This window comes from Pedobacter sp. (genome assembly GCF_045628745.1).
Classification (GTDB): Bacteria; Bacteroidota; Bacteroidia; order Sphingobacteriales; family Sphingobacteriaceae; genus Pedobacter.
The window spans coordinates 16631-34286 of the sequence record NZ_JAZQPU010000242.1; the positions used below are offsets into that span (position 1 = coordinate 16631).

Below are 17656 nucleotides of genomic sequence, written 5' to 3' on the forward strand. Positions count from 1 at the left end.
TATACTAATTCTTAATGTTGATGAAAATATCATCATTTATTTTAATTCAACAGCGCCACTAACTCATCTTCTGAAATAAGGGCGATATTGAGTTTTTTTGCTTTTTCCAATTTAGAGGGGCCCATGTTATCGCCGGCAACAAGGTAATTAAGTTTCGCAGAAATACTGCTTAATATCTTACCACCATTGTTTTCAATCAATTCTTTAAGCTCATCGCGACTAAATTTTTCAAAAACGCCTGAAATTACGAATGTTTTTCCACTAAACTTCTCACTTTGAAGGGTTATTGCAATTTCTTTTGCTTCGAACTGCAATCCATGGCTTTTGAGCAGCTCAATTTGCACCAAATGTTCGGGCTTAATGAAGTATTCAACGATGCTTTCTGCTATGCGTTGTCCAATTTCATCTATAGTCACCAGCTCTTCTACCGTGGAGGTGGCTAAACGGTCCATACTTTTAGTGGCAAAGGCCAGTTTGCGGGCTACAGTTTCGCCCACATAACGAATGCCCAATCCGAATAACACTTTCTCAAAAGGCATTTGTTTTGACAGCTCAATACCCGCTAACATATTTTCGATGGAGCGTTCGCCAAAACGAGCTATTGTTTTAAGTTCATCGGCTTTCTCCTTTAAAGTATAAAGGTCACTGATGTGCCTGATCAATCCTTTCTGGTAAAAAGTTTCTATGGTTTCATCCCCCAGTCCATCAATATTCATGGCTTTCCTGCTGATGAAATGCTGTATTTTACCTACAATTTGCGGCGGACAACCCTCATCGTTAGGGCAATAGAAAGCTACTTCACCCTCCTTACGCGCTAGAGTTGTGCTGCACTCGGGGCAGATCAACGGATAAATAACCTTCTGTGCTTCAGGTTTTCTTTTTTCCAGGTTGACATTGATGATTTTGGGGATAATTTCACCTCCTTTTTCTACAAAAACGCTATCACCTAAGTGTAAATCCAGACGTTCAATTTCATTGGCATTGTGCAGGGTGGCCCTTTTTACAGTGGTGCCCGCTAATAATACCGGTTTTAAGTTAGCTACAGGTGTTACTGCACCCGTACGGCCTACCTGGTAAGTTACTTTTTCGAGAATGGTTTCTACCTCTTCAGCTTTAAATTTATAAGAGATAGCCCAGCGTGGTGATTTGGCGGTAAAGCCTAATTCCTGTTGTTGCGCATAGCTGTTTACCTTGATCACAATACCATCGATATCATAACTCAGGTTAAAGCGCTCTTTCTCCCAGTATTGAATAAAATCAAAAACCTCATCAATAGAAGTGGCAAGTTTACTGTGTTCACTCACATGAAAACCCCATTGTTTCAGCGTCTGCAAACTTTCCCAATGGGTTCTGAATAATGTTTTATCGGTATTTAATGCATATAAAAAACAATCTAAAGGTCTTTTGGCTACTTCCTTAGAATCCTGCATTTTTATCGTTCCAGCGGCAAAGTTCCTCGGGTTGGCATACAAGTCTTCACCAAGTTCTTCTCTTTCTTTATTTAAACGCAAGAAGGCGGCACGGTGCATTAATATTTCACCGCGGATTTCAAAAAGTTCCGGTGCCTCAGTCGTTTTTAAATGATGAGGAATGTTGCTGATGGTTTTCACATTACAGGTTACATCATCACCCCGGCGGCCATCACCACGGGTAACAGCACGTAAAAGTTTATTGTTTTCGAAGGTGAGGCTAATGGAAACACCATCGAACTTCAGCTCACAAACATATTCGAAGTTGTCGCCCAGCGACTTTCTAATGCGGTCGTCAAAATCACGCAGCTCCTGTTCATTATAAGTATTGCCCAGGGAAAGCATGGGCCATTTATGGGCAACGGTAACAAAGTTCTTCGTGATTTCGCCACCCACTTTTAAAGTAGGGGAGTCGGGGTCTGCAAATTCAGGATATTCCTTTTCCAGCTTGCTGAGTTCTGCGAGTTTTTTATCAAACTCATAGTCAGCAATAGTAGGCATTGCAAGTACATAATAATTATAGGAATGTTGGTTAAGCTCTTTAACCAATTTATCCATTGTGTCTTTTATTGCAGGTGATGACATAAAAGCGAAGATACAAAAAGATGAAGCCGGTGTCTATAACTTGACTTCAATTTCTCTGAAAATGCTGAGGAAATCATGCTCAATAGAGTCTCTGAACTCAATTAAACAGGCCGTGAGCTGCTCTACCTGCTGTGCCGTAAAAGGGTCGTTCCATAGACGCATGCAAATGCGATTGAGGGCATAAGCAATATTTTCTATCTTTTGGTAGCTCAGCAAGTAGCGGCTGGAGATAAAACCAGTCAGGAAATTAAGAAAGAGCTGCAAGTCCAGAATCCCCGCTTTCTGTAAAAAAGAATGTAAGGATGCGCTATTGGCTTGTTGCAGCTGGTCATAAAACTTGTTGATGTTCACCAGGCCATTGGTAGTGAGCAGGTGGTCTAAGATAAGCTCCAAACCAATATGCGCCAGAAAAAATGGCTTCACCGGTCCCGAATGCATGGCCGGCATAATCATTTGCTTTAAAATTGCCGTTTGCGTAATGAAAAAATCTGAGCAATGAAAAAGGCGATCTACTTCAAGGTGCCTTTTCCAACCCCTTAAAATGGAGGCCTCGTTTGGATCTTTCATAAACAGGTGTTCTTCTTTCTGCGGATTTAAATTCCAGTCTTTATGGGCGTTCTTGATAAAATCAGGCAAAACTATCCCTATAACCAGATGGTTATCTGGTTCCTTCTTTTCAAAATAATAGTGGGAGAGAAAGTTCATTGCTTTAAAAATAGTTAAATTCTTTGTAAATTCAGGTTTTACGTCCTTCAAATTTTAGCAGGTAAGGATGCTTTTCCTATATTTGCGGCAAAAGGAAAAAGATGACCAATTTTGTAGAAGAGTTACGTTGGAGAGGGATGTTGCATGACATCATGCCTCAGACTGAAGAAAAGTTAAAAGAGGGTATGACCTCAGGTTATATCGGTTTTGACCCTACGGCAGACTCCCTTCATGTTGGTCACTTAACGCAAATCATGACCTTAATTCACTTTCAACGTGCTGGCCATAAGCCTTTTGCATTGGTTGGTGGCGCTACAGGGATGGTGGGCGATCCTTCAGGTAAATCTGCAGAAAGAAACCTGCTGACTCCTGAAATTTTATCCCATAACCTTAATGGAATCAAAGCACAGCTGAGCAAATTTTTAACCTTCGGCGATGCAGGTAATGATGCCGTAATGGTTAATAATGCCGACTGGTTTAAAGATTTACATTTTCTGGATTTTATCAGGGATGTAGGTAAGCACATCACTGTAAATTACATGATGGCCAAAGACAGCGTTAAAAAACGTTTGGAAGGCGATGGCGGTGCAGGACTTTCCTTTACGGAATTCTGCTACCAGTTGATACAGGGTTATGATTTTTATTACCTGTGGAAAAACAACAACTGCCTGGTACAAATGGGGGGCTCTGATCAATGGGGTAACATTGTAACCGGAACAGAACTGATCCGCAGAAAAGACAGTGGAACGGCCTATGCCATCACTACACAATTGATTAAGAAAGCAGATGGCACCAAATTCGGTAAAACCGAAAGCGGCGCAGTATGGCTTGACCCGGCAAAAACATCGCCGTATAAATTTTACCAGTTTTGGCTCAACGCATCTGATGACGATGTAAAAAAATGGATCCGAATTTTCACACTGAAAACTAAAGAAGAAGTAGAAGCTTTAGAAGTACAGCATGATACGGCACCACATTTACGCCTGTTGCAGAAAGCCCTTGCCGAAGATATTACCATAAAAGTACATAGCGAAGAAGCATTAGATACCGCCATTAAAACCTCAGAATTTCTATTCGGAAACGGTTCTTTGGCGTTTTTTGCCACATTAAGCGATGAACAAGTGCTGGAAATTTTTGAAGGTATCCCTCAATATACCATCTCCAAAGAAGAGCTTTCCGCTGGAATTGATGCCTCTACTTTGCTTGCCGAGAAAACTGCGGTTTTTGCCTCTAAAGGCGAAGCCAAAAAGCTCATCCAGGGTGGTGGTGTTTCCTTAAACAAAGAGAAAATTAAAGAAGCATCGGCTGTTTTTAACCACACAAATCTTTTAAATCAGAAATACCTGATTGTTCAAAAAGGAAAGAAAAACTACTTCCTGCTGATTGCAGAATAAGCAATACTTTTAACGCTGCTGTGCTGAAGTTTCAGTGCAGTTGGCGTACTGTATCTATTTACTAATAATTAACAAGGGTTTCGTAGACCCTTAGGTAGGCCTTCAAAGGGCAAATCGATACAGGAAGGCCCTACGAACGCCCTACCAACGCCCTATAAAGGATAGCTGAACTATTAGTTGCCTTTTACTTTACGATAACCTGATTTTCTTTTCAGTTTAACCAAAAAGTAGGCTTTCAAAAAGATTTTGAAGGTTTCGCCAACTTGTACAGAATGATTTTTATTTCTACAATTTCCTAGCCTTTTTGAGTGCTTTAATTTGTTGCTGAACAATATTATTGGTTATCTTTAGGCTATAACCTACGCTCATGAAACCACTTGCACTTTTCGTTTTATTAATCAGCTTCAGCTGTGCCGTTAATGCACAGTTTAATGCAGAAAAAGAGCCCCTGATCACCAGGTCTTTAAAAGGGCAATCCATCACCAAGGTCAATGCACGCACCTCTGGTGGCAGCATTAATGTTGAGGGTGTGCCGGCTGGTGAAGCAAGGTTAGAAATTTACGTACGCCCATCGGGCACAACAGCAAGTAAGTACAGCAAAGAGGAACTTCAAAAAAAGCTTGATGAAGATTACAGCCTCGAGATCATGGTGGCCAACCAGACACTGAATGTGTCGGCAAAATCGAAGAATAAAATCAACTGGAAAAAGCAACTGAGTGTTTCCTATAGAATATATGTGCCACAAAATATAAATTCTAACTTAAATACCAGTGGGGGAAGCATTCGTTTAGCCGGCTTAACAGGTAGCCAGGATTTTACAACCAGTGGTGGGAGTCTGCACATTGAGCATTTAAATGGAGAAGTAAATGGCAGAACTTCTGGTGGCAGCATCCATGCAGAAAACAGTTCAGGTACTATTACATTGTCTACTTCTGGAGGTTCTTTAAACCTGAGTGGTTTGAAGGGCACTATTAAAGCAAATACCAGTGGCGGAAGCATCAGTGGCAATGCCATTCAGGGAGAGCTGATTACTTCCACCTCAGGTGGCAGCGTTAATTTAACAGACCTGAGCTGCAGTTTAGAAGCAACTACCAGTGGCGGCAGCATGAACGTTAGCCTTAAACAATTGGGTAAATATGTAAATGTAAGCAGTGCCGGTGGAAATGTCAAAGTAGAACTTCCGGGTAACAAAGGTTTGAACCTCAAGGTTGATGGCGACAGGTTAAAAGTTGGTCCGTTAAAAAACTTTTCTGGACAGAACGATACCCACAGCATCAATGGAACCCTAAATGGAGGCGGTATCCCGGTAAAAATTGAGGGAAGCAGCAGTGTGTCTGTCGTATTTCTTTAATGCGGCTTTTGCCTGCAGGGAAACTATTGTACCAGCAAGTTGCACCCTCTAATGTCGGCATGGTCAAAACGGCCTAATACCTCAAATGAGCCATCAGGGTAAATCCGTCCTAAATCTTGAGTGGCCAGGAAGGCGCATGAGTTTACATTGGCCAGGTCGATAACATTAATGCCACCAGTTTGTTGGTTTTGGATTAAACTTAAAGGATCATTGGTATCACGGAGTACAATTTTCATCCATGGCGGACAGTTAAAAATGCCAATGCCTGCAGAATAAGCCTGCGACAATAATTCTGTCATGCCATATTCACTGTGGATGGCGGAAACACCAAAACCAGCTTGTAACACGTCATGGAGTTCTTCGCGCACCATTTCTTTTCTTTTTCCTTTCATGCCTCCGGTTTCCATTACAATAAGTTCAGGGAAAACTACCTGATAGGCTTCCAAAAAATCCAGCAGTGCATAGGTAACGCCTATTAATATAGTTTTTTGTTTGCTGGCTTTCTGTTTTTCCAGTTTTTGAAAAAGCTCTTTGTAGTTATGCAAGAAATAACCACTATCGGGGTGTTTACTCTGCTTCAATAAGGAGTCTACCATGTAAATTAAAGAAGAACCGTCTCTTTCAAGGTAGGAAGGTAAAAGGGCAAGCAAGCAGGTATCTTCAATGCATCCATAAAACTGCTGGAAAGCTTTGTTGAAACTATCCTCATAAACCTTTACATCGGTTACCAAATGCCTGCTTTGCACCATGCCTGTAGTACCAGAGCTGCTAAAAACAATTTCCGGTGCCCGGTTGCTGCTCAGCACTTCATGACTTTTGAAGAATGAAATAGGCAGAAAAGGGAGGTCCTCTACCCGGTTTATCTTTTCAGGATCTTTACCCAAATGGTATATATAAGCTTTATATACGGCACAATTTTGTGCCTGCTGCTTAAATATATTTAAGGCAAGCGCATTAAACGCCTGTTCACTGTCTATAGAAAAGATATCATTACTCGTATTCACGGCGCAAAAATACGCAACAGGATTTAGTTTATGAATTGCTTTTCACATTTAGAATGGCACGGCGGAAATGATAACCGCAAAAACCACTCACGGCGGCAGCAAAACCACCCATAATGCCCGTCAGGATTAAAATGAGCATCCATGATTTGACCATCAGCATTTCTCCCACACGTGTGGCTAAAAGGTGCTCATTGGGGATGCTTTTATACAAAGCCATGCCTAACCACAACAATAAGATGGCCAGGAAAGGCGACCATAAAGAGACTTTAGCTGTTTTGCCTACAAAAGCACAGGTAACGAAGGAGATGATGACCACTACCCACCATGGGGCAACGAGTTGTAAAAGGAAGGATACGATCAGGATAATAAGAAAAACCATAATTATTTGTTGGTGATTTTTAAGTTAGAGATTATTTTAGCAGTCTTGTCCTGTTTAGATTTCATTAAATACAGGTCGTATAACTCACCTTTAGCCCAGGTATCAATCATGTTATCATAAAAAGGACTGCCGGGGTTGCCCGACTGTCCGCCGGGATACACACCATGTCCTTTGGGCGTTTTGCCTAGCTCAATCACCATCCGCCAGGAAGGGCCATTGCTTTCACTTAAGGCATTGATGGTGCTTCTGGAGCCACCAATCAGCAATGTTTTAGAACTGAAGCCCGGTATTTTTGCCAGGTGTGGAATAAAGCTGTGCTTCACATTTGCCCATTCCCAGGAATTACCAATGGAGCCATATTTGCGCTCCAGACTGTCGCAGGTTAATTTAAAAGACTCGTTGACCAGGTCTTCCAGGCTTTCTTTTTTACTTGTTTTAACATTGTCAAACCACTTTGATTGCGGTTCCTTAACAATAAGCTCGATGGTGCGATCTCTGGAGGGGTACCTCATCGGTACGCCGGCAACGGTAAATTCATCATCCCAGATATTAAAAAACAGGCGTTTAGACCAGAGGTCAAAAATGCTGGCGGCAATTTCTTTGGCCTCAAAATACCTGTTCCATTTGGAGATGAGGTTAAAAGCTTCCCTTTGTGTAGCATTGAGCTTGCTGATGTCTACTTTAGGTAAAATACCAGGCAGGATATTCTCGGCAAAGAGGCTGTAAGTATCCATTTGCATCACCCGCATGCTATCTGCTGTAATTTTATTCATCTTACTGAGCTTGTCGTTAATTCTTTTGCCACGCTCATAAGAACTAAATTCCCAGTTGATATAGTAAGGATAAGAAGGATCGGTGGAACTTTGGTTGGCAGAGCTCACAAAATTGCGGGGTGGATTTTTAACCGTAGGGTTATGCGCCGCAGGAATCCATCCTTGCCAGTCACTCTTGGGGTCGGTACCATCAAGGATAAATTTCCCCTGGTCTTTCCATTTCAGCGGGAATTTGCCGTTGGCGGTAATGGCAATATCGCCATCAACCGAAGCAAAGGCAAAGTTTTGCGCAGGCGCCGTGTAATAGGTTAGTGCTTTGCGGTAATCGTTATAATTTTTACCGCGGTTAAGCAGGTAGAAAGTCATCAACTCATTAGACTCCTCATGGGCAATCCAGCGTAGCGCATGACCTACCGGGATGTTATTGGCTAAAGAAAGGTCTTTAGGCTTCACAAAATAGACCACCGGTCCGTGGTGGGTATAAGTAACGGTATCCAGTATTGTTTTTTCACCCCGTATTTTAATCTTTTCTATTCTTTCGGTGGTTTTATTCCATTTTTCATTATACCAGTAGCTGTTGTGCGAATTGTCTTTAAATTTAACCTGGTAGTAATCTAATACATCGGCAGCAACATTGGTTACACCCCATGCAATATGCTCATTGAAGCCAATGGTAATGCCTGGGGCTCCGGGTAAGGCCACACCATAAGCATTTAAGCCGGGTGCATTTAACTGGATCTGGTACCAGATGGAAGGCAGGGTAAGGTTCAAGTGAGGGTCGTTGGCAAGGATAGGATAGCCTGAAAGTGTTTTTTTACCTGACACAGCCCAGTTATTGCTGCCTATGCCATCCACTTTTTGTTGAGTGCTGATGGAGCCTGTGGCCATTTGGTTGAAGGCAAGGGGTGCCGGAGGGATGGCGACAGGTTGAAAATCCCATTTGGTGCCTACAGGAATTATAGGGTCTTCTTTAAAAGGATAGTCGGGGAATAGATTAGTCGTTACTTCAGGGCCGAATTTTTTAAGGATGTTCGTCATGTAAAATTCATCAGAGCCCATGGCCAGCACGGCAGACATTTGCTTCAGCAACAGGGCACATTTCAATGGCGTCCAATCTTCGGGCAGGGAATTCAATATTTTATACTCCATGGGCAAGTTTGCCTTGCTGAGGGAGTGGATATAGGCGTTGATACCATTGGTATAAGCCATGATCATTTCCTTTGCCTTAGGGTCTTTCATCATCCCCTTTAATGATTGCTCGGCGCCATAAACCATGCCCATGCGGCGCTGGTAACGATCTACTTCTGCACCTTGTTTGCCCACCACTTCAGAAATTCTGCCTGCAGCATAGCGGGTTTGAAAATCCATTTGCCATAGGCGATGCATGGCCGTTACGTAACCTTGGGCATAATAAACATCATGGTCGTTGTTAGCGAAAATATGTGGAATCATCCGGTCGTCAAACAAGATCTCCACCTTTTGTCTGGCACCTTTCAAAACCAGCGTTTGACTGGTTTTTACTTTTATTGGCTCTGCATTTTGCCAAAACCCTGAAAAAGGATTTAAAAATTTGAGCAGCGGCGGCACCGCACCAAACTTAGTGTTGAAACTATAAATAACCAGTAGGGGCACAACAATGCACAACAGCGCTTTTACTCTATTCATTTTAAGGAGATTATTCTAATTGGTAAGGCAATTTAATAAAAGTATAACTAACTCCTATCATATGTTTGTTTGAAGATAATATTATACGAAAAATTGTATTTGGTTATATTAATAAATATGTTAAATTTATATTAAGTTAAATCAAATAGCTAATTAACGTATGATCAAAAAACTTACTAAAGCAGTATTCATGCTTGTGATAGGTCTGACAGTGGCATTGTCGGCTCAGGCACAAAGCATTTTGGTTAGTGGAACCGTTATTGACAAACTCACCAGAGAACCTATACCAGGTGTAGGAATTACTGTAAAAGGAACTACGGTTGGAACAGCAACCGACCAAAAAGGAAACTTCTCTTTTAACACCACTCAAAAGACGCCATTTACCATTGTCATTTCTTATGTTGGTTATTCGTCAGTAGAAAGAATCATTACGGAAAAAACCACGCAACTGACTCAGGAGCTGGAAGCTACAGGGATTCTTGGGCAGGAGGTAGTCATCTCAGCTTCAAGAACACCAGAGCGGATTTTGGAATCTCCGGTGAGTATTGAAAGAATGAATGCCGCCACCATCAGAGAGACGCCAGCAGCTTCTTTTTATGATGCCATTGCCAATATGAAGGGCGTGGAAATGAGCACGCAAAGTTTAACTTTTAAATCTGTAAACACCAGGGGTTTCAACTCCAATGGAAATACACGTTTCAACCAGTTTGTTGATGGAATGGATAACCAGGCACCGGGTTTAAATTTCTCTGTAGGAAATATTGTTGGTTTATCTGAACTTGATGTGGATAATGTGGAGTTATTGCCGGGTGCAGCATCTGCCTTATATGGTGCCGGGGGCATCAACGGAACGTTATTAATGACCTCTAAAAACCCTTTTGATTACCAGGGGGTAAGTTTTCAATATAAAACAGGCATCAACCATGTCAATGATGGGGAGAAGTCTGTAGAGCCTTTTAACCAAATGGACCTCCGATTGGCTAAAGCGTGGAACAATAAATTCGGTATCAAAACCTCCTTTTCCTTTTTACAAGCGAAGGATTGGTTTGCTACAGATAACAGGAATTTCGACCGTGTGGCGCGTCAGTTAAAAAGTGGCGATAGAAATACGGACCCGAATTATGATGGGGTGAACGTTTATGGCGATGAGATTAACCAAAATATGAGAAATGTAGCGCAAAGTGTGGCTACACAAACAATCAACGGTATTTTAGCGGCCACAGGTGGAACACTGAACATCAGGGATTTGTTGGATGCAAGGTTGTTACCAACTGCAACCCTTGCTGAACAGGCAGCATTATTAGGTACTTTACCTGCCGCCTTGAGATCTACCGTAGAAAACTACCTGCCATTTTATTTTGGCTTGAGAAATAACCTTATCCCTGATCAGTTTGTTTCCAGAACAGGCTATGCAGAACAGGATCTGGTAGATTATGATACTAAATCGCTCAAAACCAATACCACCTTAAACTATCGTTTTACCAAAACCCTGGAGGCTATAGCACAGGTTAACTGGGGCACAGGAACATCGGTTTACACGGGTACAGATCGTTATTCTTTAAGGAACTTTAATATAGGACAATATAAATTAGAATTAAAAGGACAAGATTTCTTTTTAAGGGCTTATACCACGCAAGAGCGCTCAGGTGAAGCTTATAATGCCACCATTCTGGGTACTTTTATCAATGAAGCCTGGAAACCTTCTACCACCTGGTTTCCTCAATATATTGCTAATTATGTAGGGGCCCGAGCGGCCGGTCAGGCAGATGATGCTGCACAGGTTTTTGCCCGCTCACAGGCAGATCTTGGCAGGCTCCTTCCTGGCAGTGCAGGTTTTGAAACGGCGAAAGAAGCCATTACGGCAAGGTCTATCGGACCACAAAATGGGGCGAAGTTTAATGACAAGAGTAATTTATACCATTATGAAGGGATGTACAATTTCTCTAACATGCTGAATAATGCAGTGGAATTTCAGGTAGGTGCTTCTTACCGAGACTATTTTCTTCATTCTGATGGAACTATCTTTGATGATGCCACCCGTGATATTGTGATTGATGAGTATGGTGCTTTTGCACAGCTGGGTAAAAAGCTGTTAAACGACAAGTTGAAACTTACTGTAGCAGGACGTTATGATAAAAGTAAAAACTTTGAAGGTCGTTTTACACCAAGGATTACGGGGGTATACACGGTAGCGCCTAACAACAACATCAGGGCATCTTACCAAACAGGCTATAGAAACCCAACTACCCAGGATCAATATATTGACCTTGCCGTGGGCGGTGGTTCTACGCGCTTAATCGGTGGCTTGCCAGAAATGCTCAACGATTATGAGTTATTAACCAACAGGCCTGTGACTGCAGCCAGTTACCGCGCATTTTTAGCCAGCGCTGCTGCAGGTACGCCGAATCCAGCGGTTTTAGTAACCTATAACCTAGATCCTAAAGGTATCCGTCCGGAAAGTGTGCAGTCATTTGAACTGGGCTATAAAGGTTTATTAGGAACCAACGTCCTGATAGATACTTATGGCTATTACAGCATTTATAAAGATTTTATTGGCGGAGTGGATCTTTACCAAAATCCAATCCCCAATACTACAGGGCCAAACCCTACTTCAACAACCAAGTTTAGTGTGCCGATTAACCTTTCTGAGGAGGTGAAATCTTATGGTGCTGCTTTTGGTCTGGATTACATCTTCGGAAAGTTCAACGCCAGTGGTAATATTTCGTATAATAAAATCGGCGATTTACCTGAGAACTTCATCAACACTTTCAACACGCCAGAAATCAGGTATAACCTGGGCTTGGGCAGCAAGGAGTTTGTGAAAAACTTTGGCTTTAACCTTCAATACCGCTGGCAAGATAAATACATGTGGAATTCCACTTTCTCCAGTGGCGAAGTTCCAGCTTATGGCACCTTCGATGCACAGGTTAATTTAAAAATTCCTTCTGTTAATTCTGTTTTTAAATTAGGCGGCTCTAACGTGCTAAATAAATATTACAGCACTTCTTTTGGAAATCCACAGGTAGGGGCAATTTATTACCTCGCTCTGGCTTTCAACCCCTAAACAACCATCTTTTAAGGCATGAAGGCTGGGTATCTAAAAAATATCCGGCCTTTTTTTTTGCGTGCGGACACCGCTTTTAAACCTTGCTACGCCTGGAGCTAACTAACCGTTAGGTACGATGGATCACTTAGCGGATTGTTCTAATTTTCAGGGCATGAATTTCAATCCAATCGTCAGTGTCGGTTTGTGCGGGTCTTTATACCCCAGGGGCAGCAGGTAATACAAGATTAAGGTTTAAATTTAAACAGATTGTTAACAGCAGGTTAATTGATCATGTATAAAATGGATTAACTTCTTAATATCCTTTGGTATTAATATAAAAATCTACACATTAGCTGTAAGAAATCAACGATCTCCTCATTGCTAATTTTATACAACAACTCCATGGAAGAAATAAACGAACAAGGATCAGAAATAATAGATAAGGAAAATATTCAGGAAATTGTAGAGGAGACTATCCAGCATTTAAATAACCCTGTCAATGTACTGGAGGCCATTGTAAAAAGGTACCTGGCAGCTGTAAAGAAAGTTGAAAAGGATGGTAATAAGTTTTACTTCTCTGACGGTGAGGCCAGGGTAGAAGTAAGGGTAGTGAGCGATGAGATCATCAGGATCAGACTGGCGCCGCATGGTGTTTTTCTGGAAGATTTTTCTTACGCTGTGCCTGTGGTAGATCAAAAGGTAAGTACCTTCAGTTTAACAGAAATGGAAGATCATTATGCCATTTCTACCAATACCATTACCTGTAAAATCAAAAAGGCAGATTTCTGCATCTCTTTTATAGATAACAATTCCCAGCAGGTGATGAGCGAAGATGCTGCACCTATGCACTGGGAAGAAAATGTAGACTTTGGTGGCTACTATGTTTTTGCAACGAAGTACTGCGTGGCTGAGGAAAACTTCTTTGGCCTGGGTGATAAATCAGGAAACTTAAACCTCCGTGGTAGACGCTTCCAAAACTGGAATACCGATGCCTATTCTTTTGGCTGGGACCAGGATCCATTATACAGAACCATCCCATTTTATACTGGCGTACACCAGGGAGCCGCTTATGGGGTGTTCTTCGATAATACTTTCCGTTCTTATTTTGATTTCGGCAAGGAAGACCAAACCAAGACCAGCTTTTGGTCTGATGGGGGTGAGCTTCAATATTATTATATCCACGGTCCGCATGTAATGGACGTGGTAAAACGTTACCAGAGTATAACAGGTACACACCCTATGCCTCCAAAATGGGCTTTAGGTTACCATCAATGCCGCTGGAGTTATTATCCGGAGAAGAAAGTTATAGATATCGCTGAAGGGTTCAGGTCAAGGAATATTCCTTGTGATGCCATATACCTCGATATTGATTACATGGATGGCTATCGTTGTTTTACCTGGAACAAAAAGTACTTCCCAGATCCTAAACGAATGATCAAGCAACTGAGCGACATCGGCATGAAAACGGTGGTCATGATTGATCCCGGTATCAAGGTTGACGATAACTACTGGGTGTTTAAAGAAGGTAAAGAGAACAATTATTTTTGTCGCCGTAGCGACGATTATTATATGGAAGGCCACGTATGGCCTGGCAGATGCCAGTTTCCAGATTTTACCAACCCTAAAGTCCGGGAATGGTGGGGAGGCTTATACAAGGAGCTGGTAGACATGGGCGTTGCCGGGGTGTGGAATGATATGAATGAGCCTGCTGTTTTTGGCTCTGGTACTTTCCCCAATGATGTGAGGCATAACTTTGATGGACACCGCGGCTCACACCGTAAAGCACATAATGTGTATGGTACACAAATGATGCGTTCTACTTACGACGGTTTAAAGAAATTAATGCGTAATAAAAGGCCTTTTACCATTACCAGAGCTGGTTATGCAGGTATGCAGCGCTATGGTAGTGTATGGACCGGCGACAATGTTGCCACCTGGGAGCACCTTAAAATGGGTAATATCCAGTGTCAGCGCATGGCCATGTCTGGCGTTCCTTTTTGTGGAACAGATATCGGTGGCTTTAGCGGTGAGCCTGATGGTGAATTGTTTACCCGATGGATACAGCTGGGCACTTTCTCTCCTTTTATGCGGGCACACTCTGCAGGTGATACTGCCGAACGTGAGCCATGGAGCTTTGGTGAACCTTTTACCAGCATCAACAGAAAGTTTATTGAGTTAAGGTACAGGTTATTACCATACATGTATTCTGTTTTCTGGGAACACCACCGTTATGGCTTCCCTATTTTACGCCCTGTAGTGATGCTGGAGCAGGAAGTGTTGAAAAACCAGTTCCGTGAAGATGAATTTGCCTTTGGTGATAAGATACTCGTTTGTCCGATATTGGAACAAGGGGCAATTTCAAGAATGGTGTATTTACCTGCAGGACAATGGTACAATTTCTGGACAAATGAACTTCTTGAAGGTGGTAATGAGGTGCATGTAGAGGCTTCTATAGAAAGCATGCCTATATTTATTAAGGCCGGTGCTGTAGTTCCAGAATACCCGGTAATGCAATATGTTGGTGAGAAAAATATTGAAGAGGTAACGCTTAATGTATATTTTGCCAATAACGAAGTCAACTCCTTCTTTTACGAAGATCATGGAGATACCTTTGCTTACGAGCAGGATATCTATTCAGAAAAGAAATTTATAGTTAAGGGTGAAGATAAATCGCTTCAAATAGAACAAACAACAGAAGGCCTTTATACGTCTACGTACGAGCTTTACTGCTTTAATATCACTGGTCTGCCTTTCGAGGTAAGGGAAATTTGGATTGACGACCGTGAAATTAAAGATTTTGTGGTCAATTACGAAGGAAATGTGCACTTTAAGCACAGCAAAAACTTTAACGTCATCAAAATTAATTAATGCCATGTCAAACCAATTAACTTCTCAAAAGCAACAGACCGCTGTTTGGATACATAGCTTGTTTACAGCTTACGATACTTCCTTATTTGTGTTGGGCAAGCATTTTCGGCTTTATGAAAAACTTGGCGCGCAGCTTTTGAAGGTTGATGATACAGCAGGAACATTTTTTGCCCTCTGGGCTCCAAATGCACAGCAGGTTGCTGTTATGGGTGATTTTAATGAATGGAACAAAACTTCGCATCAGCTCTATAAACGGTTGGATGACTCAGGGATCTGGGAAGGGTTTATTCCTGACATTGGAAAAGGGGAAATCTATAAATATGCGCTCATCGGTTTTGATGGTATAGCGCTGGAAAAAGCCGATCCCTTTGCGCGAAAAGCAGAGCACCCCCCGCAAACGGCCTCCATTGTTTGGGATAATGAGTATAATTGGAAAGATAAAGCATGGTTAAAGAAAAGACCTAAGTTAAATGCGCTGAACCAGCCAATATCGGTTTATGAAGTGCATTTGGGTTCCTGGCGCCGTGATCCCAGTGATCCGCAAAGGATATTGACCTATAAGGAAATCGCCTATGCGCTGGTGCCTTATGTTTTAGAAATGGGTTTTACCCATGTAGAGCTGATGCCCATTATGGAATATCCATACTATCCTTCCTGGGGTTACCAGGTTACAGGGTATTTTGCGGCAAGTTCCAGACATGGCACCCCTCAGGAATTAATGTACCTGATAGAGGAATTGCATAAGAATAACATTGCAGTTATTTTAGACTGGGTGCCTTCGCATTTTCCTGGTGATGCCCATGGCCTGTATAACTTTGATGGCACACATTTGTTTGAACATGCAGATATGCGCAAGGGTTTCCACCCGGATTGGAAGTCTTATATTTTCAATTACGACAGGCCCGAAGTGCGCTCTTTTTTGGTCAGCAATGCCTTGTTTTGGCTAGATAAATACCATGTAGACGGTTTAAGGGTAGATGCCGTGGCGTCGATGCTGTACTTTGACTTTTCAAGGTCTAAGGAAGATGCCGGCACCAATATTTATGGGGGCAGAGAAAACCTGGGTGCTATTCAGTTTTTGCAGGACATGAATACGGCCATAGACGAGAATTTTGATGGCGTGTTAACCATCGCCGAGGAAAGCAGCACTTATCCTGGGGTTACACATCCAGTGGCTAATGGCGGATTGGGTTTTGGGTTGAAGTGGATGATGGGCTGGATGAACGATACACTGAAGTATTTTAAAAACGACCCTATCGACCGTCGGTATCGCCATCACCAATTGACTTTTAGCATTACCTATGCTTTTACAGAGCGCTTTATGATGCCTTTTTCTCATGATGAGGTGGTGCATGGTAAATCATCGATGATCTATAAAATGCCCGGTGATGAATGGCAGAAGTTTGCCAACCTGCGTACTTTGTATACTTACCAGTTTACACAGCCCAGCAGCAAACTTTTGTTTATGGGAAATGAATTTGCCCAAAATGGCGAATGGAATTTCACCCGCTCGCTGGACTGGAATTTACTGCAGTATCCATCACATTTAGGCATGCAGGAAACGGTAAGGACGTTAAATCATTTATACCGATCTGAGCCTGCTTTATACATCAATAATTACTCATACGATAGTTTTGAATGGATAAATGCTGATGATGAGCTACATTCTATTTATATTTATATCAGAAAGGGCCTTAAAGCGAAAGATACCTTGATTGTGATTTTAAATCTTACACCCGTATTGAGGCAAAATTACCGGATAGGCTTGCCTTTCAAAGCTAAATGGAAAGAGATTTTCAACAGTGATGCTAAACAGTTTTTTGGTAGCGGTGAGGTTAAAGATACGCCATACCTGCCTGAAGCCGTGCAATGTAATTTCCGTGAGTTCTCTATTAATATGTCGATTCCAGCTTTAGGTTCTGTCGTGCTAAAACAAGTATAAACAATATCAAAACAATGAAAAACTTATTAGTAGCCTTATTCTTTGCAGTCTCTTGCTTTACGGTGAAAGCACAAAGCCCGGCGACTTTTTTACCGGCTTTTAAATTCTATACCCCCAGTAATAAAGCTTACACTAAAGCTCACATCCCCATTGGTAAACAAAGCTTATTTGTGTTTTTCGATGGCACTTGTCCTCATTGCCAAAAAGTAATGGGCAGCCTTGCAAAACACAATGAGGAATTAAAGCAGGCCAATGTTTACCTGGTTTCTTTAGATGAGTTTAAAACCATCAATTACTTTATGGAGCATTACGGGAAAGCATTAATAGGGATGAAAAATGTAACGCTGCTCCAGGATCGCGACCATGTATTTATTCCTTTGTTTAAGCCTACAAAGTACCCGGCAATGTTTTTATACGGTACGGATCAGCGCTTAAAAATCTACTCTTCGGAAGAAGAAGATATTCTCAAAATACT

General features: G+C 41.9%; 11 protein-coding genes. 6 read left to right on the forward strand and 5 right to left on the reverse strand.

What is annotated here, in order from left to right; genetic code table 11:
• Positions 1–41: 41 nt before the first annotated feature.
• Entirely contained in the window at positions 42–2054 is a 2013-nt protein-coding gene (gene ligA, locus ACR2F7_RS09200; protein WP_432713278.1) for an NAD-dependent DNA ligase LigA, read from the reverse strand.
• Positions 2055–2087: 33 nt separating this feature from the next.
• The gene (locus tag ACR2F7_RS09205; protein ID WP_432713279.1) at positions 2088–2759 is read right to left on the reverse strand and encodes an ACP phosphodiesterase; all 672 of its coding nucleotides are present in this window, start codon (positions 2757–2759) and stop codon (positions 2088–2090) included.
• Positions 2760–2860: 101 nt separating this feature from the next.
• Between ACR2F7_RS09205 and tyrS the strand changes: the two genes are divergently transcribed.
• The gene (gene tyrS / locus ACR2F7_RS09210; protein ID WP_432713280.1) at positions 2861–4153 is read left to right on the forward strand and encodes a tyrosine--tRNA ligase; all 1293 of its coding nucleotides are present in this window, start codon (positions 2861–2863) and stop codon (positions 4151–4153) included.
• A 367-nt stretch (positions 4154–4520) separates the two neighbouring features.
• On the forward strand, positions 4521–5504 hold the full coding sequence (locus tag ACR2F7_RS09215) for a DUF4097 family beta strand repeat-containing protein (RefSeq protein ID WP_432713281.1): 984 nt from the start codon (positions 4521–4523) through the stop codon (positions 5502–5504).
• A gap of 23 nt (positions 5505–5527) precedes the next feature.
• Here ACR2F7_RS09215 and ACR2F7_RS09220 read toward each other — a convergent pair whose 3' ends face one another.
• The 3 genes from ACR2F7_RS09220 to ACR2F7_RS09230 are packed head-to-tail and all read right to left on the reverse strand — an operon-like array spanning position 5528 to position 9325.
• Positions 5528–6508, reverse strand: coding sequence for an acyl transferase (locus ACR2F7_RS09220; RefSeq protein WP_432713282.1), 981 nt, complete (start codon positions 6506–6508; stop codon positions 5528–5530).
• Positions 6509–6536: 28 nt separating this feature from the next.
• Complete coding sequence (locus ACR2F7_RS09225; protein WP_432713283.1) at positions 6537–6887, reverse strand: hypothetical protein; 351 nt, start codon at positions 6885–6887, stop codon at positions 6537–6539.
• Positions 6888–6889: 2 nt separating this feature from the next.
• Positions 6890–9325 (reverse strand): penicillin acylase family protein, encoded by a 2436-nt coding sequence (locus ACR2F7_RS09230; RefSeq protein WP_432713284.1) that lies wholly within the window; start codon positions 9323–9325, stop codon positions 6890–6892.
• 160 nt (positions 9326–9485) lie between these two features.
• On the opposite strand from ACR2F7_RS09230, the gene ACR2F7_RS09235 reads away from it, so the two are divergent.
• The 4 genes from ACR2F7_RS09235 to ACR2F7_RS09250 form a co-directional block, all read left to right on the forward strand.
• Complete coding sequence (locus ACR2F7_RS09235; protein ID WP_432713285.1) at positions 9486–12389, forward strand: TonB-dependent receptor domain-containing protein; 2904 nt, start codon at positions 9486–9488, stop codon at positions 12387–12389.
• A 384-nt stretch (positions 12390–12773) separates the two neighbouring features.
• On the forward strand, positions 12774–15239 hold the full coding sequence (locus ACR2F7_RS09240; protein WP_432713286.1) for a glycoside hydrolase family 31 protein: 2466 nt from the start codon (positions 12774–12776) through the stop codon (positions 15237–15239).
• A gap of 4 nt (positions 15240–15243) precedes the next feature.
• Positions 15244–17181: a 1,4-alpha-glucan branching protein GlgB gene (gene glgB / locus ACR2F7_RS09245; RefSeq protein ID WP_432713287.1), complete on the forward strand. Its 1938-nt coding sequence runs from the start codon at positions 15244–15246 to the stop codon at positions 17179–17181.
• Positions 17182–17195: 14 nt separating this feature from the next.
• The coding region (locus ACR2F7_RS09250; RefSeq protein ID WP_432713288.1) for a peroxiredoxin family protein at positions 17196–17656 on the forward strand (461 nt) is incomplete at its 3' end.